This window comes from Streptomyces sp. NPDC023481, from assembly GCF_055560195.1.
Map to the genome: position 1 here is coordinate 25168 of NZ_JBVHJE010000027.1, position 23291 is coordinate 48458.

21 protein-coding genes and 1 tRNA gene are annotated in these 23291 nt (G+C 72.0%); 6 read left to right on the forward strand and 16 right to left on the reverse strand.

Annotated elements, in window-relative coordinates:
• Positions 1 to 160: 160 nt before the first annotated feature.
• Positions 161 to 234, reverse strand: a tRNA-Met gene (locus ACZ3ZD_RS35295).
• 41 nt (positions 235 to 275) lie between these two features.
• Positions 276 to 3149: a UPF0182 family membrane protein gene (locus ACZ3ZD_RS35300; protein WP_467407037.1), complete on the reverse strand. Its 2874-nt coding sequence runs from the start codon at positions 3147 to 3149 to the stop codon at positions 276 to 278.
• A 164-nt stretch (positions 3150 to 3313) separates the two neighbouring features.
• On the opposite strand from ACZ3ZD_RS35300, the gene ACZ3ZD_RS35305 reads away from it, so the two are divergent.
• Complete coding sequence (locus ACZ3ZD_RS35305) at positions 3314 to 3856, forward strand: PPA1309 family protein (protein WP_467406946.1); 543 nt, start codon at positions 3314 to 3316, stop codon at positions 3854 to 3856.
• Between the two features lie 94 nt (positions 3857 to 3950).
• On the opposite strand, the gene ACZ3ZD_RS35310 is transcribed toward ACZ3ZD_RS35305, so the two are convergent.
• The 4 genes from ACZ3ZD_RS35310 to ACZ3ZD_RS35325 all read right to left on the reverse strand — a co-directional run bounded on the left by ACZ3ZD_RS35310 (position 3951) and on the right by ACZ3ZD_RS35325 (position 7425).
• The gene (locus ACZ3ZD_RS35310) at positions 3951 to 5048 is read right to left on the reverse strand and encodes a YlbL family protein (RefSeq protein ID WP_467406947.1); all 1098 of its coding nucleotides are present in this window, start codon (positions 5046 to 5048) and stop codon (positions 3951 to 3953) included.
• A 50-nt stretch (positions 5049 to 5098) separates the two neighbouring features.
• Positions 5099 to 5272, reverse strand: a complete 174-nt coding sequence (locus ACZ3ZD_RS35315; RefSeq protein WP_467406950.1) for a hypothetical protein — start codon at positions 5270 to 5272, stop codon at positions 5099 to 5101.
• 139 nt (positions 5273 to 5411) lie between these two features.
• Complete coding sequence (locus ACZ3ZD_RS35320; protein WP_467406954.1) at positions 5412 to 5873, reverse strand: molybdenum cofactor biosynthesis protein MoaE; 462 nt, start codon at positions 5871 to 5873, stop codon at positions 5412 to 5414.
• A 442-nt stretch (positions 5874 to 6315) separates the two neighbouring features.
• A complete protein-coding gene (locus ACZ3ZD_RS35325) occupies positions 6316 to 7425 on the reverse strand; it encodes an SDR family oxidoreductase (RefSeq protein ID WP_467406957.1) in 1110 nt (369 codons plus the stop codon).
• A gap of 192 nt (positions 7426 to 7617) precedes the next feature.
• Here ACZ3ZD_RS35325 and ACZ3ZD_RS35330 point away from each other — a divergent pair, with 192 nt between their 5' ends.
• Both ACZ3ZD_RS35330 and ACZ3ZD_RS35335 read left to right on the forward strand, forming a co-directional pair.
• Positions 7618 to 9036 carry a zinc-dependent metalloprotease gene (locus ACZ3ZD_RS35330; RefSeq protein WP_467406960.1) on the forward strand — a complete coding sequence of 473 codons (1419 nt, stop codon included), beginning with the start codon at positions 7618 to 7620 and terminating at the stop codon, positions 9034 to 9036.
• Positions 9033 to 9548: an NUDIX hydrolase gene (locus ACZ3ZD_RS35335; RefSeq protein ID WP_467406964.1), complete on the forward strand. Its 516-nt coding sequence runs from the start codon at positions 9033 to 9035 to the stop codon at positions 9546 to 9548. The genes ACZ3ZD_RS35330 and ACZ3ZD_RS35335 overlap by 4 nt, the downstream gene beginning before the upstream one ends.
• Before the next feature lie 67 nt (positions 9549 to 9615).
• Here the strand turns inward: ACZ3ZD_RS35335 and ACZ3ZD_RS35340 are convergent, their stop codons facing one another.
• The 4 genes from ACZ3ZD_RS35340 to ACZ3ZD_RS35355 form a co-directional block, all read right to left on the reverse strand.
• Positions 9616 to 10371 (reverse strand): AIM24 family protein, encoded by a 756-nt coding sequence (locus ACZ3ZD_RS35340; protein ID WP_467406968.1) that lies wholly within the window; start codon positions 10369 to 10371, stop codon positions 9616 to 9618.
• 17 nt (positions 10372 to 10388) lie between these two features.
• Positions 10389 to 11069: an AIM24 family protein gene (locus ACZ3ZD_RS35345; RefSeq protein WP_467406971.1), complete on the reverse strand. Its 681-nt coding sequence runs from the start codon at positions 11067 to 11069 to the stop codon at positions 10389 to 10391.
• Positions 11070 to 11080: 11 nt separating this feature from the next.
• Positions 11081 to 12742, reverse strand: coding sequence for a TerD family protein (locus tag ACZ3ZD_RS35350; protein WP_467406974.1), 1662 nt, complete (start codon positions 12740 to 12742; stop codon positions 11081 to 11083).
• Positions 12743 to 12937: 195 nt separating this feature from the next.
• Positions 12938 to 13543, reverse strand: coding sequence for a M48 metallopeptidase family protein (locus ACZ3ZD_RS35355; RefSeq protein ID WP_467406977.1), 606 nt, complete (start codon positions 13541 to 13543; stop codon positions 12938 to 12940).
• Positions 13544 to 13840: 297 nt separating this feature from the next.
• Between ACZ3ZD_RS35355 and ACZ3ZD_RS35360 the strand changes: the two genes are divergently transcribed.
• Both ACZ3ZD_RS35360 and ACZ3ZD_RS35365 read left to right on the forward strand, forming a co-directional pair.
• Entirely contained in the window at positions 13841 to 15055 is a 1215-nt protein-coding gene (locus ACZ3ZD_RS35360; RefSeq protein ID WP_467406980.1) for a TOMM precursor leader peptide-binding protein, read from the forward strand.
• Positions 15048 to 16490 (forward strand): ABC1 kinase family protein, encoded by a 1443-nt coding sequence (locus ACZ3ZD_RS35365; protein WP_467406983.1) that lies wholly within the window; start codon positions 15048 to 15050, stop codon positions 16488 to 16490. The genes ACZ3ZD_RS35360 and ACZ3ZD_RS35365 overlap by 8 nt, the downstream gene beginning before the upstream one ends.
• Before the next feature lie 214 nt (positions 16491 to 16704).
• On the opposite strand, the gene ACZ3ZD_RS35370 is transcribed toward ACZ3ZD_RS35365, so the two are convergent.
• The 4 genes from ACZ3ZD_RS35370 to ACZ3ZD_RS35385 form a co-directional block, all read right to left on the reverse strand.
• Positions 16705 to 17028 carry a hypothetical protein gene (locus ACZ3ZD_RS35370; protein ID WP_467406985.1) on the reverse strand — a complete coding sequence of 108 codons (324 nt, stop codon included), beginning with the start codon at positions 17026 to 17028 and terminating at the stop codon, positions 16705 to 16707.
• Entirely contained in the window at positions 17025 to 17393 is a 369-nt protein-coding gene (locus ACZ3ZD_RS35375; RefSeq protein ID WP_070026864.1) for a WhiB family transcriptional regulator, read from the reverse strand. Before ACZ3ZD_RS35375 ends, ACZ3ZD_RS35370 begins: the two co-directional genes overlap by 4 nt.
• 174 nt (positions 17394 to 17567) lie before the next feature.
• Positions 17568 to 17891, reverse strand: coding sequence for a hypothetical protein (locus tag ACZ3ZD_RS35380; protein WP_467406988.1), 324 nt, complete (start codon positions 17889 to 17891; stop codon positions 17568 to 17570).
• Between the two features lie 163 nt (positions 17892 to 18054).
• Complete coding sequence (locus ACZ3ZD_RS35385) at positions 18055 to 20274, reverse strand: ATP-dependent DNA helicase UvrD2 (protein WP_467406990.1); 2220 nt, start codon at positions 20272 to 20274, stop codon at positions 18055 to 18057.
• Positions 20275 to 20480: 206 nt separating this feature from the next.
• Here ACZ3ZD_RS35385 and ACZ3ZD_RS35390 point away from each other — a divergent pair, with 206 nt between their 5' ends.
• Complete coding sequence (locus tag ACZ3ZD_RS35390; protein WP_467406993.1) at positions 20481 to 20723, forward strand: mycoredoxin; 243 nt, start codon at positions 20481 to 20483, stop codon at positions 20721 to 20723.
• 65 nt (positions 20724 to 20788) lie between these two features.
• Here the strand turns inward: ACZ3ZD_RS35390 and nudC are convergent, their stop codons facing one another.
• Both nudC and ACZ3ZD_RS35400 read right to left on the reverse strand, forming a co-directional pair.
• Positions 20789 to 21733, reverse strand: a complete 945-nt coding sequence (nudC, locus tag ACZ3ZD_RS35395) for an NAD(+) diphosphatase (protein ID WP_467406996.1) — start codon at positions 21731 to 21733, stop codon at positions 20789 to 20791.
• Between the two features lie 142 nt (positions 21734 to 21875).
• A complete protein-coding gene (locus ACZ3ZD_RS35400; protein ID WP_467406999.1) occupies positions 21876 to 23279 on the reverse strand; it encodes a dipeptidase in 1404 nt (467 codons plus the stop codon).
• Positions 23280 to 23291: the final 12 nt, after the last annotated feature.

The window sequence follows — 23291 nt, forward strand, 5'->3', positions numbered from 1 at the left end:
GAGGTCACTTCAGCGTTTTGTCGACATGCCCACAGAGAGACAAGTCAAACACACACCCCACCCAACTACCCACGATGGCGCGGCCGATCCGCCCTCTAGTACATGAGTTCGCACACCACGAAGGCCCGGATCCGTGTTGGATCCGGGCCTTCGACTTCAGTAGCGGGGACAGGATTTGAACCTGCGACCTCTGGGTTATGAGCCCAGCGAGCTACCGAGCTGCTCCACCCCGCGCCGTTGCAGGTCAACCGTACCACGGCGCGGAGGCGCTTTGATCAACTCTTGTTCCGGCCGGCCTTGGCCTGCGCCTCCTCGGCCCGTTTCAACGCGTTCTGGAGATCCTTCTGCGCCTTGGCGTACGCGTCCCAGTCCGGCCCGTCCTTCAGCGCCTGCTGCCCGGCGTCGAACGCCTTCTGAGCGTCCTGCAGGGCCTGCCTGACCGTCGGGTTGCCGGTGGCGGGCGGGTTGGTGGTGCCGGTCTCCGGTGGAGTGGTGGCCGGCCCCTTGGCGCCGAAGACCTTGTCGAGCGCCTCGCCGAGCGTGTTCTCGAACGCGGGCTTGCCCTCGTAGGTGACCAACACCTTGCGCAGCAACGGGTACTTCAGTCCACCACCGCGTACGTAGACGGGCTCCACGTACAGCAGTCCGCCGTCCAGCGGCACGGTCAGCAGGTTGCCGTACTCGATGTCGGAGTCGCCGCCCTTGAGGAGTTTGATCGCGGCGGCGATCTCCTGTTCGGAGTTGAACTGGCTCTGCACCTGTTTGGGGCCGTCGACCGTCGTGCTGGTCGGCAGCTTCAGGATTCTGATCTTGCCGTAGTCACCGGTGCCGGCCTCGGCGTCGACCGTCATGAACGCGCTCAGGTTGTCCCGGCCGTTGGGCGTGAACGTCGTCGACAGCGAGAACGCCTGCTTGCTCTGGTCGGGCATCTTCATGCTCAGGTAGTACGGCGGCACCGCGTTGCCCGACCTGTTGGTCGGGTCGTCCGGCACCTGCCACACCTCGCTGCCGGTGAGGAACGTCTGCGCGTCCGTCACGTGGTAGCGGGTGAGCAGTTCGCGCTGCACCTTGAACAGGTCCTGCGGATAGCGCAGATGGGCCATCAGGTCGCCGGAGATCGCGCTGCGCGGCTGCACCGTGTCCGGGAAGGCCTTCATCCAGGTCTTCAGCACCGGGTCCTTGGTGTCCCACTGGTACAGCCTGACCTCGCCGGTGTACGCGTCGACGGTCGCCTTCACCGAGTTGCGGATGTAGTTGACCTGGTTCTGCTGGGCCACCACCGCGCGCGAGTTGTTCGTCGCGGTCAGCGAGTCGGCCGTCGTGTCACCGAGGGTCGTACGCGAGGAGTACGGGTAGCCGTTCGACGTCGTGTAGGCGTCGACGATCCACTGGATGCGGTGGTCGACGACCGCCGGGTAGGCGTCGCCGTCGATGGTTAGCCAGGGGGCGACCGCCTCCACGCGCTCCTTGGGGGTGCGGTTGTACAGGATCCGCGAGCCCTTGCCGATCGCGCCGGAGTAGAGGATCTGCGGCTCGTTGAACGCCACCGCGTACGCGGCCCGGTTGACCGGGTTGTCGAGGTTGACCCCGCTCCTGCCCCGGTAGCTGGTGGCCTTCTCCCCGTTGTCGTCGGAGTAGTCGATCTCCTTCTGGGGACCGCCGACGATGGAGTAGGTGGTGGTCTTCTCGCCGTAGTAGATGCGCTGTTCGTACGTGCCGAGGTCGCCGCGGGACGGCAGGTCGTACTCGGTGAAGACCGGCTGGCCCTGGGAGTCGGCCTCGGTGCCCTTGGCGGCGACCGCGCCGTAGCCGTGCGTGTAGCGGAAGTGGTCGTTGATCCAGTTGTTCTTCGGGATGCCGTCCAGGTTCAGCTCGCGCAGGCCGATGACCGTGTCCTGGTCCTTGCCGTCCTTGGTGGCGTACCGGTCGACGTCCAGGTTGGTCGGGAAGCCGTAGTAGTTCTTCATCTGCTGGAGCTGCTGGAACGTCGGCGAGACGATGTTCGGGTCCATGATGCGGATGCTCGCCGCGTCGTTCGCGTCGCTGCGCAGCTTCGTGTTGTCCGAGGTCGTGGACTTGCCCGCGTACTCGGTGACCTTGGCGTCGTCGATGCCGTACGCCTCGCGGGTCGCCTTCAGGTTCTTCTGGACGTACGGCGACTCCTTGGCCTGCTCGTTCGGCTGGACCTGGAACTTCTGCACGATGGCCGGGTAGAGGCCGCCGATCAGGATCGCCGACAGGACCATCAGGCCGAAGCCGATGACGGGCAGCTGCCAGGTGCGCCGCCACAGGGTGGCGAAGAACAGCAGCGCGCAGATGACGGCGATGCAGAACAGGATCGTCTTGGCCGGCAGATAGGCGTTGGCGTCGACGTAGCGCAGGCCGGTCCAGTTGTCGGTCGCCTTGAAGTCGCTGGACTTGACCGCGAGGCCGTACCGGTCGAGCCAGTAGGCGACCGCCTTGAGGGCGACGAAGACGCCGAGCAGCACCGAGAGGTGTCCGGTCGCCGCGGCGGTGGCGCGCGCGCCCGGGCTGGTGACGCGCAGCCCGCCGTACAGGTAGTGGGTGAGCGCGGCGGCGATCAGGCACAGGATGGCGGCCGCGAAGCCGAAGCCCAGCAGGAAGCGGTACCAGGGCAGGTCGAAGGCGTAGAAGGAGACGTCCAGGTGGAACTGCGGGTCCTTCTCGTGGAAGGGCACGCCGTTCACCCACATCAGCCACGTACGCCACTGGCTCGACGCGGAGGCGCCCGCGATCAGCCCGACCAGGGCGGTGACGGCGAGCAGCAGCCACTTCTTGTACGGCGCGATCGCCATGCGGTAGCGGTCGAGGCTCTGCTGCTCCATGGACATGGCGCTGAGCGGGGGCCGCAGCCGGTGCGCGAGCCAGACGTTGACGCCGACCGCGACGGCCATCAGCAGGCCGAAGACGAAGAACAGCCCGATCTTGGTCGACAGGGTGGTGGTGAACACCGACGAGTAGTGCACCGACCGGTACCACAACCAGTCCGTCCAGAAGCCCGCGAACATGGTGAACGCCATGCCGAGGACGGCGAGGACGCCCAGTGTCACGAGCAGGGTCCTCACCCTCCGGGACGGGCGGCCCGCTCTGATCCGTGGCCCCGTCGGGCCTCCGCCGCGGTCCGGCATCTGGAAAGCCAAGGTGCGCACCTCGAAGTTCGCTGTCGATCCGTCAGGCCCTCGGGTTCGCGGGCCCGCCGTGGCCCCCCGTGATCGCGGGCCACACCCTATGCAACTTACTCACGGTTTACTCGGTTCCCGATTCCGGCCCTGAACGAGGCAGGATTGTGACCATGTCCAACACTCCCATGGCAGCGAACCCGCTCACCCGGGCCGTACTCGAGATCGACGAGTACGTCTCCGGCCTCGGCTGGGACCGGCCCGCTCGCCTCTTCGCCCTCGTAGACACCGCACGGCTGCGGGCCCAGGAACCGTCGCTCGCGGCCCAGCTGGGCCTTCAGGACGAGTCCGAGACCGTCGGTCTCACCCCGATCGAGCAGGACGAGATCCCGTCCGGCAAGCCGCTCGACGAGTTCCTCGGCACCATCGCCTGGCCCGACGCGGTGGCCGGCTGCGCGCTCACCGTGGAGCGGCTGATGCTGCCGCCGTCCGCCGAGGCCCAGGTCCCGTCCGGTCTGGACGAGGCCGGGCTGGCGCGGTGGGTGGCCGAGCACCCCGAGCGCCAGGAGGTCCGGATGACGGTGGCCGTGCTGCGCGACGGCAGCCGCGAGTCGGCGCTGCGGCTGCGCGAGAAGGACTCCCCGACCGAGGTCCTGACCGGCCCCGAGCTGGTACCGGGCCTGGCGGAGGCCCTGGCGGCGACCTTCGCGGACTGATCCGTCCCACACACACGCACACACGCACAGGCGCATACGACGACGGGGGCGCCCCTGGTGACCAGGGAGCGCCCCCCGCCGTGTCGGGGCCCGCTCAGCCCTTGGTGGTGCACCGGGGCAGGGCGGTGGTGTCGCCGCTGCGGATGTCCTTCAGCGCGGCGAGCGCGTCACCGATGGTCTTGACCTTGACCAGGGTGAGCCCGCTCGGGGTGTCCGCGGCGGCCGCGGCGCAGTTGTCGGCGGGGGTCAGGAAGTACCGGGCGCCCTTGTCGCGCGCGCCGACGGTCTTCATCTCGACGCCGCCGATCGGGCCGACCGTGCCGTCGTCGTCGATGGTGCCGGTGCCGGCGACGAACGCGCCGCCGGTGAGGTCGCCCGGGGTGAGCTTGTCGTAGATCCCCAGGGCGAACATCAGGCCCGCGCTGGGCCCGCCGACGTCGGCGAGCTTGATGTCGATATTGAACGGGAAGGTGTGGTCGGTCCCGGCGGAGATGCCGACGATGGCCCGCTTGGCGCCGGTGTCGTCGGAGGTCGCGGTGGTGATCGTGACGTCCTGCGTCCTGGTCGCCGTCCTGTCGGCCTTCTCGGCGGCGGCCTGCTCCTTGGCCGGGACGACGGTGAAGACGACCTTCTGCCCGGGCTTGCGCCTGGTCACCAGCTTGGCGACGTCGGCAGGCTGCTTGACGGCGGCGCCGTCGACGGCCTTGATGACGTCACCGGCGTGCAGCCTGCCCTCGGCCGGGGAGCCCTTGACGACCGTGGAGACGATCACCCAGGACCGCACCGGGACGCCCAGCTCCTTCAGGGCGGCGACCTTGGCGCTCTCCTGGGACTGGCTGAACTCCTCGGCGTTCTCCTGGGTGGACTGCTGCTCCGTCTTGCCGCCCGGGTAGAGCGTGTCGTGCGGGACGATCTTGCTGTCGTGCGCGAGCCAGCCGTAGACGGCCTCGACGAGGTTCATCCGGTAGTCGGCGCTGGTGACCCGGACGGTGGTCATGTTCAGATGGCCGTCCGTCGGATAGGTCTTGTGGCCGGAGATCTGCAGCACCGGCTCGCCGCCGTGCTCGCCGAGCGTGTTCACGGTGGGGCCGGGAGACATCTCCGCGTACGGCACGGGGATGAGCACTCCCGCGCACAGGAGCGCGATCAGCATCAGGGTCGAGGCGAGCATCGTCGCGGTGCGGCGTGGCATGTCACGACAGTACGGGACGCCTCTGTCAGCGCACCGTCAGGGCACCCCCGTCACGCGCCGCGCGCGCCCGTGTGGGACTTCTCCATGGCTTCGCGGAACCGGGCGTACCCGTCCAGCTCGGGGCCGTCGCTGCGGGCCCTGCGGGTCCGGTTCGCCCACGTGCCCCACAGCCCGCCGCCGACCGCGGCCACCAGCGGGATCAGCAGCCAGACAAGCACCCCCATGCCGACCTCCCTGGGCCATGAGCGTCCGCAACTGACTGATCAGCAGATTAACCATCCGCACCGACAACGCTCACGCCAGGGTGCCGGTTACGCAACCGGAGGGGTTCGTGTGCCGGGTGTGACGCGTCGCGGGCCGCCCTCAGCAGGCGCCGACCCACTCCTCGGTTCCGTCGGAGAACTTCTGGTGCTTCCAGACGGGCACCTCGTGCTTGATGTCGTCGATCAGCCTGCGGCAGGCGTCGAAGGCCTCCGCGCGGTGCGGGCAGGCCACGGCGACGACGACGGCGATGTCCCCCACCCGCAGGTCACCCACCCGGTGGACGGCGGCCAGCGCCCGCACGGGGTGGTCGGCGACGACCTTCTCGGCGATCCGCCGCATCTCGGCCTCGGCGCTGGGATGGCACGAGTACCCGAGCCCGTCCACGTCGGCGCCCCCGTCGTGGTTGCGCACGGTGCCCACGAAAAGCGCGATCCCGCCGGCCGCGTCGTCCCCGACGGCCCGGAACACCTCGTCGACGGAGAGCGGCGTCTCGCGGACGGCGATCAGCTTGATGGGATCCAGGGCCGCCCGCTCACCGGGGTGGTGGTTCGTGTGTGGCATGCGTCCATCGTGCCGCACGCCCCGGACACCGGGAAATGCGAGATTCACCAGGCACGCGCGCGGGGCGGTTTGGAGTGTCCTACGAGACGACGGGGGCCGTCCCGGCCTTCAGCGGTGCCGAGGCCGCCCCCATGAGGCCGGCATCCCGGGCGACGGCGCCCGTCGCGGCCGGGCCCGCCGGGCCTTCCGCATGCCCGCGGTGCCGGCGGGCAGCGGGCGCGTGGACGGGCCCTGCGGCATCCACCAGGGGATCCCCGGCGCGGCACCGCGGGCACGGCCTTCGCCCCCTGCCCCGCCCGGCAACCGTGCCGGCACCGCCAAGGCCCCGCCGGGCCTTCCGCACGCCTGCGGTGCCGGCGGGGACGGGCGCCTGCACGGGCCCTGCGGAACCACCAGAGGACCCCGGCGCCGCCTCGCGGGCATGCCCCCGGTGGCCGGTCCGTCAGCGTCTGCGGGCCTTGCGGGCTCGGCGTACGACCGCCGCCGCGCCCAGCAGGGCGACCGTCGCGCCGGCCGCGCCGGCCGCCGTCGCGTCCTTGCGCCCCAGCCGGCGGCCCGCCACCGTGTGCCGCCCGGACACCTCCTCCAGCAGTTCGGCGAGGACCTCCTCGTTGGTCCACTTCGGCCGCCACCCGGCGTCGTGCAGCCGGCTCCCGCTGACCACCCAGGGGTACATCGTGTAAGCGAGGTCGCCGGCCGGGGAGGGGGTGAGGCCGATGCGGTGCAGCCGGGCCGCCGCGCCGAGCGCGACCGCCGAGGGCAGCTCCATCCGCCGGATGCCGCTCAGCTCCTCGACCTCCTCCTGCTCCAGCCACCCGTCGCAGCCGACGGCCAGCTCCCCCTCGACCTTCTCCAGGACGGCGTACTCCAGGGCCCCGCACAGGTCCTCGACGTGGCAGAACTGCCACGCGGGCCGCGACCCGGCCACGACCAGCAGCCGCGGCGACTCGAAGTACCTGGTCAGCGCGGTGTCGGTGCCCCCGACGAGGACGGCGGGCCGGACCACGGTGACGTTGAGCCCCGGGTGCGCGCGCGGCGCCCGGCGAGCCAGCCGTTCGATCTCCAGCAGGTCGCCGACCCCGGTCGCCTCGGCGGTGGCGCGCAGCTCGGCGTCCTCCGACAGGGGCAGCTCGTTGTCCGGCAGCGCGCCGTAGACCATCGCGGAGGTGCACAGCACCACGCGGTGCACCCCGGCCGCCGCCGCGGCGGTCAGGACGGTCTGGGTCCCCCGGACGTTGTAAGCCGTACGTGCCGCCGGATCGGTCTCCAGGTCGAGGTCGAGCGCGAGGTGGACGACGACGTCGGCGCCGCGCAGCTTGTCCGCGATGGCGGGGTCGCGCACGTCGAGGATGTGCCAGCAGGCGTCGGCGCACTCGCCGCGCCGCTCGTCGATGGCGAGGACCTGCCTGACCTCCCCGGAGGCGGCGAGCCGCTCGGTGAGCAGGGCGCCGACCCCGGTGGCGGCGCCGGTCACCGCGACGACGGGCCCGCGCACGGCGGGAGGGGTTGAGGGGTTTCGCGCTGCGCGAACCTGCGGATCTGGGGAACTCACCGGGCGTCTCCAGCGGTTGTCTTCAGTACGGGCGCGAGTGACGCGTACGTACCAGGTGCATCCATCCTGCCGCAGGCCTTCCTCAGGCGAAGCACCGAGGCCCGATCGGGTCCGGGTGTCTACGCTGGGTGGTGTTGTCGGGCAGCCGCGCCGCCGGATCGCAACCGGTGGCCTTACCAGCCGAGGAATCCCGTGAGTGACACCCCATTCGGTTTCGGCCTTCCGCCGGAGGAGCCGGAAGACGGCGACGAGGGCAAGAAGAAGGACCAGCAGAGCGGTGGTGGGCAGGGACCGGCCAATCCGTTCGGTTTCGGCGGCCTGCCCGGAGCCGGCGGCTTTGGCGGCCCCGGCGCCGACAACCCGCTCGCAGCCATGTTCGGTTCGCTGAACCCCACCGACCTGGGCGCCGCGTTCCAGCAGCTCGGCCAGATGCTGTCGTACGAGGGCGGGCCGGTGAACTGGGACATGGCCAAGCAGATCGCCCGCCAGACGGTCGCCCAGGGCGCCCAGGACGGCTCGAAGGACGCCAGCGTCGGCCCGGCCGAGCGCAAGGCGGTCGAGGACGCCGTCCGCCTGGCCGACCTGTGGCTGGACGACGCGACGTCCCTGCCGTCGGGCTCCGGCGCGGCGGTGGCCTGGTCGCGCGCGGAGTGGGTCGAGGCGACCCTGCCCGCCTGGCAGGAGCTGGTCGACCCGGTCGCCGAGCGGGTGGGCGCGGCCATGGGCGACGTCCTGCCGGAGGAGATGCAGGCCATGGCGGGCCCGCTGATCGGCATGATGCGCTCCATGGGCGGCGCCATGTTCGGCACGCAGATCGGGCAGGCCGTGGGCGTGCTCGCGGGCGAGGTCGTCGGCTCGACCGACATCGGCCTGCCGCTGGGCCCGGCCGGCAAGGCGGCGCTGCTGCCGGCCAACGTGGAGGCGTTCGGCCGGGACCTGGGCGTGCCGCAGGAGGAGGTGCGGCTCTACCTGGCGCTGCGCGAGGCCGCCCACCAGCGCCTGTTCGCGCACGTCCCGTGGCTGCGCTCGCACCTGTTCGGCGCGGTCGACGGCTACGCGCGCGGGATCAAGGTCGACACGGCCAAGCTGGAGGACGTGGTCGGCCAGTTCGACCCGCAGAACCCCGAGCAGCTTCAGGACGCGCTCCAGCAGGGCATGTTCCAGCCGGAGGACACGCCCGAGCAGAAGGCCGCCCTGGCCCGGCTGGAGACCGCCCTGGCGCTCGTGGAGGGCTGGGTGGACGCGGTGGTCCACGCCGCCGCGAAGCCGCGTCTGGGGTCCGCCGACGCCCTGCGCGAGACGCTGCGCCGCCGCCGCGCCACCGGCGGCCCGGCGGAGCAGACGTTCGCCACGCTGATCGGCCTGGAGCTGCGCCCGCGCCGGCTGCGGGACGCCTCCCGCCTGTGGGCGTCGCTGACGGACGCGCGCGGGGTCGACGGCCGGGACGCCCTGTGGCACCACCCGGACATGCTGCCCACCGCGACCGACCTGGACGACCCGGACGGCTTCGTCCACCGCGAGCAGCCGGACTTCTCCGAGCTGGACAAGATGCTCGGCGAGGCGGCGAGCGGCTCCGCCGACAAGCCGGAGAAGGACGACGACTCCGAGTGACTCTGCACGGCGACGCGGTCCGGGTGCTGGAGGAGTACCCGGACCAGCAAGACCTTCGTCAGGTCTACCTGGACCATCTGGACGCGCATCCCGGCGGGATGTGGAAGAGCTGCGCGGACGGGCACCTCACGGCGAGCGCCCTGGTGATCGACCCGGAGCGTGAGCGGGTCCTGCTCACGCTCCACAAGAAGCTGCGCATGTGGCTTCAGATGGGCGGGCACTGCGAGAAGAGCGACGGCACGCTGGCCGAGGCCGCGCTCCGCGAGGCCACGGAGGAGTCCGGCATCTCCTCGCTGCGCCTGCTGCAGGCCGCCCCGGTCCGCCTGGACCGGCACCACACGCCCTGCGCGTGGCACCTGGACGTGCAGTACGCCGCGCTCGCCCCGCGCGGGTCCGTGGCGGCCATCAGCGACGAGTCGCTCGACCTGCGCTGGTTCGGCTACGACGAGGTGGGGGACGTAGCCGACGAGTCGGTCGTACGACTGCTGGAAGCGACGCGCGCCCGACTGTGAACGGGTAGGCGACAGGGGGGTGAGGGGCGACCGGCCAGGCGGTCGCCCCTCACCCCTCACCTCGTCGTCAGCTCCAGACGTTGCCCTGGTTCTGGCCGCGCGCGCCCTGCTGGCCCATGCCGAACTGGGCGGCCAGGCCCTGCCCGATCACGGCGTTCTGCGGCGGCAGCAGCTCGCTGGGCTGCACCAACGCGAAACCGGTGCCCATGAAGCTCAGCTCCCAGCCCTCACCGGTGCTGCCGCGCCGCCGCCACACCCCGGACGAGTGCGTCTGGGCCTGCATCTGCACGCGCAGCCCGGTGGACCAGGCCACGATCGCGTCGGCGTCGCAGTTGACGTACCGGTCGGGCGTGACCTGCATCAGCAGCGGCGCCCCGGAGGTCATCAGGGCCACCTTGCCGCGCCCGGTGATGTTCAGCTGGTACTTCCCGGAGCCGGAGATGCCGTAGAGGCTGTCGACGGCGATGACCTCGTGGTGCAGCGAGGAGTCCATGGCGAGGACGTAGGAGCTGTCGACGGTCAGCCCGTCCTGCTCGACGTCCATGATGTGCACGTGCTGGGCCAGGTTGGCGAGGTAGACGGTGCCCTGGCCGTGGCAGCGCATCAGGTCCAGGCCCTCGCCGGTGTACGCACGCGCGCGTGCCTGGTTGTTGCTGCGGTACTCGGCGTCGAACTCGACCAGGCCCTGGTAGGCGACCATGGTGCCCTTGCGGGCGAGGAGGTCGTCGTGGCCCTCCAGGGTGATCCGGAGCATCTGCGCGTTCTGCAGGCTCCAGCGTTCCTGGGTCTGGAGGTCGTTGTGCGCGAAAAGCGGGCTCTGCATGGTGTTCTGGCTCCCCCTCAGCCCCGGAACCGGAGGCGGTCGGTGCTGTCCTCGCTGGGCTGGACGACGACGATGCCCTGGCCGGAGAACGCCATCTGGTAGGCCTCGCCGCTGCCCCGGCCGATCAGCGACTGGGCCTTGAAGCTGCGCTTGCCCTTCACCTTCAGGTTGGGCGACCAGGCGACGAGCGCGTCCGGGTCGACGTACGTCTCGTCCTCGCCGCCGCCGCAGTCCACGACGATCGGCTTGCCCCGGGAGGTCAGCGCGACCCAGCCCTGCCCGGAGATCCTCGTGTTCCACAGGCCCTGGCCGGCGAACTTCGCGAGCCCCTTCACGCGCTCCACGCCCCAGGTCAGGTGTGCGTCGAAGGCGAGCAGGTTGGTGGCGTTGACGGAGATGCCGTCGCCGTCGAGGTTGATCACGACGACGTCGGCGCCGTAGTCGGCGAGGTAGAGCAGGCCGTCGCCGGTGCACTTCATCAGCGGAGCGCCCTCGCCGGTGACCCAGTCGCGGGCGATCTGGCGGACGGCGGGCGGGTTGGGCTCGTACTGGACGAAGCCCTCGTAGGCGACCATCGACCCCACGCGCGCGAGGAGGTCGTTCCCTGTCTGCAGGGCGACCTTCAGCATGTGGTTGCCGTGGTTCTCCATGCGGGCGGTGACGGGTGCGGGCGCGAAGCCCGCGAGCGGCTGGTTCATGACGGGCTCCCTCAGACCTCGTAGGGCTGGACGACGATGAAGTTGCCGGGGGCGCCCCGGAACTGGAGGTTGACGCTCTCGCCGGTGTCCCCGGGGTAGGCGTTGCGGCGCATCCGGACCTGGCTGGAGACGATCACCTGCGAGGCGGCCGACCAGGCGACGACGGCGTTGCAGTCGGCGAAGGTGGTCGGCGTGACCGGCAGCACCACGGGCGTGCCGTGGGTCTTGACGACGATCGTGCCGGTGCCCTGGAACTGCATGGTGAACAGCGCGCCGCCCGGGATGCCGTGGCCCTCGATCCGGCGCACCTCGTACTGGAGGCTCTCGTCGAAGGCGAGGACGTTCTCGGCGGACACGCAGATCGCGTCGCCCTGCAGCTCGACCGGGTGCAGATGCGTGGAGCGCTCGGCGAGGAACACCTGGCCCTGGCCGGTGCAGCGCATCAGCTGCATCTCCTGGCCGGTGGCGTTGCCGACGATGCGCCCGGCGAACCCGGCGCCCTTGTAACCGAAGTCGACCTTGCCCTGGTAGAGCACCATGCTGCCCTGCTTGGCCAGCACGGGCTGGCCGCCGATTCCGAGGTCGACGCGGATCAGCTTCTTGTTCTGCTGGGTCCAGCGCTGCCCGGTCGGCGTCTCCTTGAACGCCTGCAGCGCGGCCGTCACACCGGCACCGCCCTGGGGCGCGCCCTGCGGCACGCCGTACGCGGCGGGCTGCCGGCCGGGGACCTGCTGCCCGTAGCCCGGGGGCATGGGCGGGGCGGGCTGTCCGCCGGGGGCCTGTCCGTAGCCCGGCGGCAGCGGCGCGCCGGGGCCGCCGCCGTACGACGGCTGCTGGGGCGGCTGGCCGTAGGGCGCGGGGGCCGGGGCGGCCGGCGGCGGGACGGTGCCGCCGGCGGGCGGGGTCAGGGGGGCGACGAGCGTCGGCGCGGCGTGCACGTTCGGCGCGGGGGCCGGCGGCGGGGGCGTGTGGCCGGGGGGCGGGGTGAAGCCCTGGGGGGCGGGGGCCGGGGCGGGTGTGGGGGCGGCCGGGGCGCCGAACGCGGGCGGGGGTGTGGTCTGGGCGGGCGGGGCGAAGCCGGGGGCCGCGCCGGGCTGCGGCTGTGCCTGCTGCTGCGGCTGCTCGGGGGCGGCGGGGGCCTCCTCCTCCAGCACCTCGCCGCCGAAGTTCTTCAGCAGCGCCTCCAGACCGCCGTCGAAGCCCTGCCCGACGGCGGCGAACCGCCACCCGTCCTTGAAGTAGATGTCCCCGAGCATCACGGCCCGCTCAGTGGAGAACTCCGCGCCGCTGAAGGAGTACCGCGCGACCTCCTCGCCGCCCGCCACGATGCGCAGGTAGCCGGGAGCGATCCGGGACATCTGCCCGGCGCCGTCGAGGGTCGCCGTGAAGGACAGCTTGCGGATGTGCGAGGGGATCCGGTCGAGCGTGACCCGGAACGACTCCGTGTCACCCGCCTGGGCGCCCAGCAGCTGAATGGACTCCTCCGGGGACTTCGGCTGGTTGAAGAAGACGAAGTACCGGTCGTCCGAGAGGCGCTCCTCGGCGTCCAGACCGAAGCAGCTGATGTCGAAGGTCAGCCCGGGGGCGGAGATCTGCACGCCTACGTACAGATCCGTGCCCGCCGTGAGGTCACTGATCCTGGCCTTGTGGCCGCGTTGGAATTCCCTGGCCATGCGTTACGACCGTCCCCCATCCCGAATGCGAGTGCGTCGCGCCAGGCTAACGGCAAAGACCGACAACGGCCCCGACGGGTCGTCGTCGGTACAGACCCGGTACACAACGGCAGCCGGCCGGACACACCGGGGGAACGGGCGCACATACCGGGGGAGGCGGGATGCCGACCAGGCGCTGTCGCTCGCCCGGGTCGCTCAGGAGTCGTGGTCGTCCCGCGCGCCCGGCACGTGCGGCAGCCGCGCGGCGGCGACCACGCCCTCGAGGTAGCCACGGGCCCGCTCGGTGCGCGGATAGGCCTCCAGCAGCCGCCAGAAGTCGGGGCCGTGACCGGGCACCAGCAGATGCGCCAGCTCGTGGCAGAGCACGTAGTCGACGACGTACTCCGGCATCCCCTGCAGGCGGTGCGAGAGCCGGATGCTGCCCTCGGCCGGGGTGCACGAACCCCAGCGGGTGTTCTGGTTGGTGACCCAGCGCACGGAGGCGGGCCGGGCCCGGCCGTCGAAGTACTGGGCGGACAGCCGCTGGGCGCGCTCGACCAGATCGGCGTCGCCCAGCGACCGCCTGCTCTCCTGGGCGGCGAGTTTGTCGAGCATGACGCTCACCCAGCGCTGCTCCTCCGCCTTCGACATCCGGGCGGGGATCAGTACGACGGTGCGATCGCCCTCGCGGTACGCGGAGACCGTCCGGCGGCGCCGGGCGCTTCTGCGGACCTCGATCGCGCTCGCCCCCGAGCGGCCGGGCGGCTGGCTCGTCGTGCTGCGCTGTGGTTTACCGGCGCTCTGCAGTGGGTCGGCGGGCACGCCCCGACGTTACCCGGTGGGCGCGGGCAAAGTCCCGGCTCCAGGACGGTTGGCTACCGATCGCCCACCATGTGTTTGATTCGTACGACCGATCAGCACATCCGGTTTGCACCACTTCACCCCGGCTGACCGGTACGACAATCATCCCCCGCCTGTGGATAACTTCCGACGCCCGGCGCAGGGGCCGGGCATGCTGGCAGACGTCGACGGGCCACGGCCGCCTGATCAGGACGGGGTCAGAAGACACAGGCACACAGGCACACAGGCACATGGGGATACGGATACGGGGGGGCAGTCATGCATCCGGTGGTGAAGCCCGCGCTGCGGCGCGGCTGGCGCGATCTCAACACCGTGCAGTTCGGGATGACCCCGGCGCACGCCCTCACGCTCGGCCCGATGGACACGGCGACCGGCAGCTTCCTCGACCTGCTCGACGGGACCCGCGGACTGCCGCTGCTCCGCGAGGAGGGCCGCCGCGCGGACGTACCGCCCCGCCAGGTCGACGCCCTGGTCGAACGGCTGGCCCGCGCGGGCCTCGTCGACGACGCCCGCGGCGGCGGCCCGGCCGCGGACGCGCTGCGCGAGAAGACCGACGTCCTTCAGCGGCTGCGCCCCGACCTGGCCTCGCTGTCCCTCCTCACATCCGAGCCCGGCGGCGCACCGGCCCGGCTCGCGGCCCGGCGCGCCCTGCGGGTGCGGGTCCGTGGAGCGGGCCGCGTCGGCGCCCTGCTGGCATCCGTCCTGTCCGGCGCCGGCGTCGGTGAGGTCGACGTACGCGACGTGGGCCGCGTCGAGCCGTGGGACGTGGCGCCGGGCGGCCTGCCCGCCGGGTCGCTCGGCGAGCGCCGGGACACGGCCGCGCGGGCCGCCGTCCGCCGCGCGGCACCGGACCGCCCGCCCCGGCACGCCCATACCCCCGGATCCGGCGCCGAGGACCCCGGCCTCTCCCTGGTGGTCTTCGCGCCACGGGACGATGTCGCCGTGCACGCCCCGGACCCCTTCACCGCCGAGCCGCTCATGACCGCCGGCACCCCCCATCTGTACGCCGGTGTCGTGGAGGGCACGGGCGTCGTCGGCCCGCTCGTGCTGCCCGGCGAGTCGGCCTGCGCCGGCTGTCTGCACCGGGACCGCACGGACCAGGATCCGGCCTGGCCCCGGCTGGTCGCCCAGTGGCGCTCGGGCAGGGCCCGCCGGGTCGGCGCCTGCGATCTGACCCTGGCCACGGCGGTGGCCGGACTCGCGGCGGCCCATGCGCTGGCCTTCCTCGACGGGGAGACGCCGTCCGGCGCCGGCACCCGCTGGGAGGTGTCCCTGCCCGGTCTGGAGTGGCGCGCCCGGCCGGTCCGGCCGCATCCGGAGTGCGACTGCGGGGCAGCGCAGCGAGGTAATCGGGAGCACTCCGCAGGCACCGGGCGGCCACGCGCGACAATGGCGGTGCAACGGCCGTCGACGGAGCGGCGACGCGAAGCGGGCGCGGCACGGCCGACTGGGACCTGGAGGGCGCATGTCTGATCTTCCCCGCAAGGCGGTCACCCGTACCGCCAAGCTCGCCGCGCTCCCGCTCGGCTTCGCCGGCCGGGCGACCTGGGGGCTGGGCAAGCGGATCGTGGGCGAGTCCGCGGAGATCGTCGGCCGCGAGCTGCAACAGCGCACGGCGGAGCAGCTCTTCAAGGTGCTCGGCGAGCTGAAGGGCGGCGCGATGAAGTTCGGACAGGCACTGTCCGTCTTCGAGTCGGCGCTGCCGGAGGAGATCGCCGGCCCCTACCGCGCGGCCCTGACCAGGCTGCAGGACGCCGCCCCGCCGATGCCGACCCGCACGGTGCACACCGTCCTCGAACAGCGGCTGGGCGCGGACTGGCGCGACCTGTTCGAGGAGTTCGAGGACAAGCCGGCCGCCGCGGCCTCGATCGGCCAGGTGCACCGGGCGGTGTGGCACGACGGCCGCGAGGTGGCCGTCAAGGTGCAGTATCCGGGAGCCGGCGAGGCGCTCCTGTCCGACCTCGGGCAACTGAGCCGGTTCGCCCGGCTGCTGGGCCCGCTGATCCCGGGCATGGACATCAAGCCGCTGATCGCGGAGCTGCGGGACCGCGTCTCCGAGGAACTGGACTACGGCCTGGAGGCCCAGGCCCAGGCCGCGCACGCGGAGGAGTTCGCCGACGACCCGGACGTGGTCGTCCCGGCCGTGGTGCACCAGCGCGAGCAGGTCCTGGTGACCGAGTGGATCGACGGCGTCCCGCTGTCCGAGATCATCGCGGACGGCACCCAGGAGCAGCGCGACCGGGCCGGCCAGCTCCTGGCCCGCTTCCTCTTCTCGGGGCCGGCCCGCACCGGCCTCCTGCACGCGGATCCGCACCCGGGCAACTTCCGCCTGCTCCCGGGCGGCCCGGCCGGCGCGGACGACTGGCGCCTCGGCGTCCTGGACTTCGGCACGGTCGACCGGCTCCCCGGCGGCCTGCCCGTCCCGATCGGCGCCTCCCTGCGGATGACACTGGACGGCGACGCCGAGACGGTCTACGAGATGCTCCGCACCGAGGGGTTCGTCAAGGAGACCATCGCACTGGACCCGGACGCGGTCCTGGACTACCTGCTGCCGATCATCGAACCGGCCCGGGTGGAGGCGTTCACCTTCACCCGTTCCTGGATGCGCAGCCAGGCCGCCCGGATCGCCGACCCCCGCTCCCCCGCCTACCAGCTCGGCAAGCAGCTCAACCTGCCGCCGGCCTATCTGCTGATACACCGCGTGACCCTCAGCACCATCGGCGTCCTGTGCCAGCTGGGCGCCACGGTACGGCTGCGCGACGAACTGGAGGAGTGGCTGCCGGGCTTCGTGACCGATGACGCCGAGACGGCCGAGGACGACCGGGTGACCGAGCACGACGGGGTGACCGAGCACGACGGGGTGACAGACACCGGCGAGGAGGACGTGGCCGAGGACGACGTGGTCTGAGGCGACCTGGTCCAGGGCGGCGTCGTCCCAGGCATCGTCATCCGAGGCGCCGTGGTCGGAGACGACGCGGTTGACGGCCGCATGGCCGATGAGGACCGGGCCGAGGGGCATCCTGCGCAACGTGCCGCGGGGGCCGGTCCGTTCGGCCGGACCGGCCCCCGCGGGGAGCTTCGCCTCCCTCGTGAGGGAGGCCACCGCTGCTCAGGTGTGTTCTCTACTGCATGACCGCCATGGCGAGCGCCCGGCGGGCGCGCAGCGAGGCGCGCTCGGCACGGCGCTGCATCCGCCGGGCGGCGGCCAGGCGCACGGCCCGGCGCTCGCTCACGGCGTCATGGAGTCGCTCGTGCATATGCGCACGAGCCAGGGCTTCTTGCATGAGTTGCATCTCACGGTTCCTGTTCTGACGCGCTTCGGTCGCGCCGGTGGTGGTGAAGTCTGAGGTCGCGGAGCCGGCGGGCTCGCTGGTGGACGGCTTCATCGGGGCCTGCTTCTTGGGGTCGTGCGTGAGGGGGCGATCGATCGTTCCTGCGGTGTTCATGCTGTGACCGGGTTCTTCCGCGGGCGGCCACGCGGCCGCTTCCGGGCGACGACGACACCCTGGACGAAGAGCTCGCCACCCCAGACGCCCCAGGGCTCGCGCCGCTCCTTCGCGCCGGCGAGGCAGGCCTCGATCAGCGGGCAGGTGCGGCAGAGGGACTTGGCGTACTCGACGTCCGCCGGCGACTCGGCGAAGAAGACCTCCGGGTCGTAGGAGCGGCAGGGGACGGGTACGCCGAGGTTCTCGATGGCGTCGTCGAGCGCGGTGAGCGCGGTGAGCGGGATCAAGGCGGGGTCCTCCGTGAGGCCGGGCGGGGGGATCGTTTGCGAAGGCGGTACGGACGGGGCGTGCGCTTCGAGTTGCACGGTTGGTCTTCCTCGTCTGGTCGTTCCGGCCGGTTGACCGGGTGGCGGCGTGGTACCGGGTTCTTTACCTGTCCCGAGGCCCCTTCGCTCCGTCGTCCCCGTTCGGGGAAAACAGAAGGGCCGCGGATCCCGGGTGGGGTTCCGCGGCCCTGAAGGCGCCGGCCTGATCGGCGATCAGGCTGGATCACTCCAGGGTTCTGGCCCACGGAAGGCCCACATCTGGTGGTGCTGCGTCGTCTGCTTCCGGAATCCGGCACCGGCCGCCGCAAAGGCATAGGCGTGTGCCTGTGCCGCTACCGCTTCCAGTGCCTTGGTCGGTCGCTCGTTGCGCTCACGGATGGGAAGACCCGCGAGGGCGACGGCGGACGCCGGACGCACGGCAGAGCTGCCGGACAGACCGGTGCCCTGGTCGAAGGCGCCGAGCATGCACATGGAGACGGTCGAGCGATCGGTCAGTTTGGCCGCGCTGACGGGGGTGCTGATGTTGATGCTGATCACTGGACTCGCCTCCTCTCGGCGTCTCTGGGACCGGGGTGAGCCAGTCCGTTCGGATATGCAAGTACAACACGGAGACCGGCCTTCGAGAAGGCCGCCGTTTCCGTGCCTAGAACCTATGGGGATTGCCGGGGCATGCGCAAACTATTTTTGCGACGAGTTGGCGTCAGTCGCCTTCCCCGTCCCGGCCGGGCTCCTGGCCTGCGCAGATGGCCAGAACTTCGGCCCCGTAGCTGCGCAGCTTGCGGCTGAGGACGCCCGGGATGCGGGCCAGCTCGGCGGAGCTCTCCGGGCAGGCCTCGGCGATGGCCATCAGGGTCCTGTCGGTGAAGACGCAGAAGTCCGGCTGGCCGCTGCGCTCGGCCTGCACCGCGCGCCATTCCCGGAGCCGTTCGTAGAGTCCCTCGTCCATGTCCGACGGGCAGTCGGCGCAGCGCATCAGCTTCATCTCGCCCGCGTCGGTGAGCGTGCGGCCGCAGACCCGGCAGCGGGCCGGGGTCCGCTGGATGCGCCGGGGGGCCGGGGCCGCGCTCGCGGGGATGCCGCGTTCGACGCCGCCCGCGCCGGCGCCCGCGTGACCGACGGTCGGCGTGGTGCCGGGGCGCAGTCCGTCGAGGAACCGGCTGGGCCGGCGGTTGGGGCGTCCGCCGGGTGAGCGGGACAGGGCCCAGGAGAGGTGGAGGCGTTCGCGCGCGCGGGTGACGCCGACGTAGAGCAGGCGGCGTTCCTCCTCGATCTGCTCGTCGGTCCGGGCGTAGGTGATGGGCAGCATGCCCTCGGCGATGCCGACGAGGAAGACGACGTCCCACTCCAGTCCCTTGGCGGCGTGCAGGGAGGCGAGGGTGACGCCCTGGACGGTCGGGGCGTGCTGGGCGTTGCTCCGCTCGTCCAGCTCCGTCACGAAGTCGGCGAGGGTGGCCCGGGACCGGCCGGCGGCCATGTCGTGGGCGAGGTGGACGAGGGCGGCCAGGGATTCCCAGCGTTCCCTGACGGCCCCGGAGCCGGCCGGCGGTGTGCTGGTCCAGCCTTCGCCGGACAGGACGGCCCGCACCTGGGAGGGCAGGTCGACCACGTCGTCGAGGAGGGAGTCGTTGCCGCCGAAGCGGGCCGCGCCGCGCAGGGCGAGGTGGGCCTTGCGGATCTCGGGCCGGTCGAAGAAGCGCTCGGCGCCGCGCAGCTGGTAGGGGACGCCGGCGTCGGCGAGTGCCTGCTCGTAGGTCTCGGACTGGGAGTTCGTACGGAACAGGACGGCGATCTCGGCGGCGGGGACGCCCGCGTCGATCAGTTCGCGGATGCGGCGGGCGGCGCCTTCGGCCTCGGCGGGTTCGTCGGTGTATTCGGTGTAGACGGGCTCGGGACCGGCGGGACGCTGGGAGAGGAGTTCCAGCCGGTGGTCGGCGGCGCGGCCGCGGGCCTGGGTGAGCAGGGCGTTGGCGAGGTGGACGACCTGGGGGGTGGAGCGGTAGTCGCGGACCAGCTTGACGACGGTGGCTGCGGGGTGGCGGACGCGGAAGTCGAGGAGATGGTCGGGCGTTGCTCCCGTGAAGGAGTAGATGGTCTGGCTGGCGTCTCCGACGACGCACAGGCTGTCACGGTCGCCGAGCCACAGGTCCAGCAGCCGCTGCTGGAGCGGGCTGACGTCCTGGTACTCGTCCACGACGAAGTGCTGGTACTGCGCCCGGACCTGGTCGGCGATGTCGTGTCGGTCCTGGAGGATGGCGACGGTGAGCAGCAGGACGTCCTCGAAGTCGATGACCGCGCGGTCGCGCTTGAGGTCTTCGTAGGCGGCGTAGAGGTGGGCGATCTCGGCCGGGTCGCGGGGGGCCTCGCGGCCGGCCTTCGCAGCCGCGTACGGGTAGTCGGCGGGGACGGTCTGGGTGACCTTGGACCATTCGATCTCGGCGGTCACGTCCCGCAGCTCGTTGCGGTCGAGCCGGGTGCCCAGGGCCGCGGCCGCGTCGGCGACGAGTTGGATCTTGCGGTCGACGATCCGGGGCAGGGAGCCACCGACCGCTTTCGGCCAGAAGTACTGGAGCTGGCGGAGGGCGGCGGAGTGGAAGGTGCGGGCCTGGACGCCCTGGGCGCCGAGCTGGCGCAGCCGGCCGCGCATCTCTCCGGCGGCGCGGTTGGTGAAGGTGACGGCGAGCACGCTGGAGGGCTGCAGGATGCCCGCGCGCACTCCGTAGGCGATGCGGTGGGTGATGGCCCGGGTCTTGCCCGTGCCGGCTCCGGCCAGGACGCACACCGGGCCGTGCAGGGCGGTGGCCACCTCGCGCTGCTCGGGGTCGAGCCCCTGGAGCACCGCGTCGGCGTCACTCGGCGGCCCCGGGTCCGGGGAGCCACCGGTGCCCTGTGGGAAGAGGGTGGAGTGCGTTGCTGCTGTCACACAGCCATGCTGCCAGGTCGCCCGGGACGGCTGCGCCGGTTGTCCACAGGCGGGGCCTCGTAGTCGTACTTATCACGGACCCGGGCACGGCTCGGTCACGAACCGTCGGTCACGGCCGGCGCCCCGGTCGGGGAATGGTGGACCGGTCGCTTACGTTCTCCTCCAGTACGACCTTTTCCGAGCCGCCTGAGGAGAGCGAGTTAGAGATGCAGGGCACTGTGACGATGTACAGCACGACTTGGTGCGGGTACTGCCGGAGGCTGAAGAGCCAGATGGACCGGGAGGGCATCGCCTACACCGAGATCAACATCGAGCAGGACCCGGAGTCCGCCGCTTTCGTGGAGAAGGCGAACGGCGGAAACCAGACCGTCCCGACCGTGCTCTTCGGTGACGGCTCCACGCTGACGAACCCGTCGCTGGCGCAGGTCAAGCAGAAGCTCGCCGCGTAAGCCCGGGCTGCGCCGAACGGCGGCTCCCGAGTCCCCACCGGGCTCGGGAGCCGCCGTTCGCCGTGTCAGACGAAGCTGCGGGTCGGCAGGGGCTTGCCGTACCACATCTCGATCAGGCGGGCCGCGATGGAGATGCCGTACGGCGGCAGCACCTCGCCGGACTCGAAGGCCGCGTGCAGTTCCTCGCGGGAGAACCAGCGGGCCTCGTGGATCTCGTCGCCGTCGACGTCGATCTCGGTGGAGGTGGCGTGGGCCATGAAGCCGAGCATGAGGCTGGACGGGAAGGGCCAGGGCTGGCTGGCGACGTACTCGACCCGGCCGACGGCGACCCCCACCTCCTCGGCGACCTCGCGGCGCACCGCCTGCTCGATGGACTCGCCGGGCTCGACGAATCCGGCGAGCGTGGAGAAGCGGCCCTCGGGCCAGTGGACCTGGCGGCCGAGCAGGATGCGGTCCTCCTCGTCGGTGACCGCCATGATCACGGCCGGGTCGGTGCGCGGGTAGTGCTCGGCGCCGCAGGCCGGGCAGCGGCGGATGTGGCCGGCCGCCGCGATGACCGTGCGCTCGCCGCAGCGGGAGCAGAAGCGGTGGGTGCGCTGCCAGTTCTCCAGCCCGACCGCGTGGACCATCAGTCCGACGTCGCGCGGGGACAGCAGCAGGCCGGCCTCCCGCAGTCCCGCCGGGCGGGCGGACTGGTCGATGCGGCCGGGCAGCGCGTCCTTCTGGAGCGCGAAGTAGCTGACGCCGTCCTCGTCGGTGCCGAGGAAGTAGCGGTGCGCCTCGGTGAGGGGGGCCTCGAAGGACGGTGTCATGACGAGTTCCGTCCGGCCGTCCGGCGTCTCGTCGATGAGCACCTGGCCGCCGGAGACCACGAAACAGCGCGTCGTGGGGTGGCTCCACGCCGCCGCGAGCCAGGCCTCGTCCAGCCGGTGGTGGGCGGCGCGGTCGATGCCGCTCGGGGCGGTCAGCGAGATGGGTCGGTCGGCTGTGTGGTCGGTCCAGGTGGTCACGGGTGCTTCCAACTCCCCCAGTGCAGCGGGTGGTTCGGCGGGATGTAGGGCGGGAGGGCACCGGGCCGGGCGGGGCCGGGGCGGGCGGGCGGTCCTTCCAGTGTGCCCCGCGCGCGCCGCCCTTCCGTACGGCGCCGGCCGGTCAGGGTGCGGTACGCCAGGTGCGGCCCAGGTCACCCCACAGGTAGGCGCTGGTCTCGACGCCCTTGAGGAGGAGGTCGAGCTCGACTTTCTCGTTGGGCGCGTGCCAGCCGTCGGAGGGGACGGAGATGCCGAGGAAGAGGACGGGGGCGCCGAGGACTTCCTGGAGGTCGGCGGCGGGTCCGGAGCCGCCCTCCCGGGTGAAGCGGACCGGCTGCTGGAAGGCGCGGCCCATGGCGCGGGCCACGGACTGCAGGGCGGGGTGGTCGAGCGGGGTCAGGCACGGGCGTGTGGCCGAGCCGAAGTCGATCTCGCAGCGGATGCCGGCGGGCACCTGGTCGGCGGCCCAGGCGCGGACGGCCTGCTCGATGTGGGCGGGGTCCTGGCCGGCGACCAGCCGGAAGGAGAGCTTCACCGTGGCCGTGGCGGGGATGATCGTCTTGCTGCCGGGGCCCTGGTAGCCGCCGCCGATGCCGTTGACCTCGGCGGTCGGGCGGGCCCAGATGCGCTCCAGGGTGGTGTGGCCGGCCTCGCCGTGGGTGGCGTGGGACTTGGCGGTGCGCAGCCAGCGCTGCTCGTCGAAGGGCAGCTCGGCGAACAGCTCGCGCTCGCGGTCGGTCAGCTCGACGATGCCGTCGTAGAAGCCGGGGATCGCCACGCGCGCGTGTGCGTCGTGGAGGGCGGCGACCAGGCGGGCGGCTGCGGTGGCCGGGTTGGGTACGGCGCCGCCGAAGGAACCGGAGTGGATGTCCTGGTCGGGGCCGTGGAGCCGGATCTCGCACTCGGCGAGGCCGCGCATGCCGGTGCACACGGTCGGGGTGTCCTCGGACCACATGCCGGTGTCGGAGACGATCACGGCGTCGGCGGCGAGCCGTCCCGCCCGCTCCTCGACCAGGGCCCGGAAGTGCGGGGAGCCGGATTCCTCCTCGCCCTCGACGAGCAGCTTGAGGTGGACGGCCGGCGTGGTGCGGCCGGTGGCGGCGAGGTGGGCGCGGACGCCGAGGGTGTGGAAGAACACCTGGCCCTTGTCGTCGGCCGCCCCGCGCGCGTAGAGGCGGTTGTCGCGCACGACCGGTTCGAAGGGGTCGCTGTCCCAGCCGTCCTCGCGGGCGGCGGGCTGCACGTCGTGGTGGCCGTAGACCAGGACCGTGGGCGCCGCCGGGTCGTCCGAGGGCCACTCGGCGAAGACGGCGGGGGCGCCGGGGGTCTGCCAGACCTCGGTGGTCGGGAACCCGGTCTCCTTGAGCTTGGCGGCGAGCCAGTCGGCGCTGTGCCGTACATCGGGCGCGTGGTCGGGCTGGGCCGACACGGAGGGGATGCGCAGCCATGCGGCGAGGTCGTGGAGGAAGGCGGCGCGGTGCTGCTCGATGTACGCGCGGACGGCGCTGTCCGGGGTCTGGCTCATGCTCCCGAGCCT

Excerpts from the sequence above, each read along its gene's own strand:
- ACZ3ZD_RS35390 (WP_467406993.1), top strand. The coding sequence starts at position 20,481 with ATGCAGGGCACTGTGACGATGTACAGCACGACTTGGTGCGGGTACTGC.
- ACZ3ZD_RS35310 (WP_467406947.1), bottom strand. The coding sequence starts at position 5,048 with ATGCCACGCCGCACCGCGACGATGCTCGCCTCGACCCTGATGCTGATC.
- ACZ3ZD_RS35365 (WP_467406983.1), top strand. The coding sequence starts at position 15,048 with ATGTCTGATCTTCCCCGCAAGGCGGTCACCCGTACCGCCAAGCTCGCC.
- ACZ3ZD_RS35400 (WP_467406999.1), bottom strand. The coding sequence starts at position 23,279 with ATGAGCCAGACCCCGGACAGCGCCGTCCGCGCGTACATCGAGCAGCAC.
- ACZ3ZD_RS35360 (WP_467406980.1), top strand. The coding sequence starts at position 13,841 with ATGCATCCGGTGGTGAAGCCCGCGCTGCGGCGCGGCTGGCGCGATCTC.
- ACZ3ZD_RS35315 (WP_467406950.1), bottom strand. The coding sequence starts at position 5,272 with ATGGGGGTGCTTGTCTGGCTGCTGATCCCGCTGGTGGCCGCGGTCGGC.
- ACZ3ZD_RS35320 (WP_467406954.1), bottom strand. The coding sequence starts at position 5,873 with ATGCCACACACGAACCACCACCCCGGTGAGCGGGCGGCCCTGGATCCC.
- ACZ3ZD_RS35370 (WP_467406985.1), bottom strand. The coding sequence starts at position 17,028 with ATGAACACCGCAGGAACGATCGATCGCCCCCTCACGCACGACCCCAAG.
- ACZ3ZD_RS35345 (WP_467406971.1), bottom strand. The coding sequence starts at position 11,069 with ATGAACCAGCCGCTCGCGGGCTTCGCGCCCGCACCCGTCACCGCCCGC.
- ACZ3ZD_RS35300 (WP_467407037.1), bottom strand. The coding sequence starts at position 3,149 with ATGCCGGACCGCGGCGGAGGCCCGACGGGGCCACGGATCAGAGCGGGC.
- ACZ3ZD_RS35340 (WP_467406968.1), bottom strand. The coding sequence starts at position 10,371 with ATGCAGAGCCCGCTTTTCGCGCACAACGACCTCCAGACCCAGGAACGC.
- ACZ3ZD_RS35350 (WP_467406974.1), bottom strand. The coding sequence starts at position 12,742 with ATGGCCAGGGAATTCCAACGCGGCCACAAGGCCAGGATCAGTGACCTC.
- ACZ3ZD_RS35305 (WP_467406946.1), top strand. The coding sequence starts at position 3,314 with ATGTCCAACACTCCCATGGCAGCGAACCCGCTCACCCGGGCCGTACTC.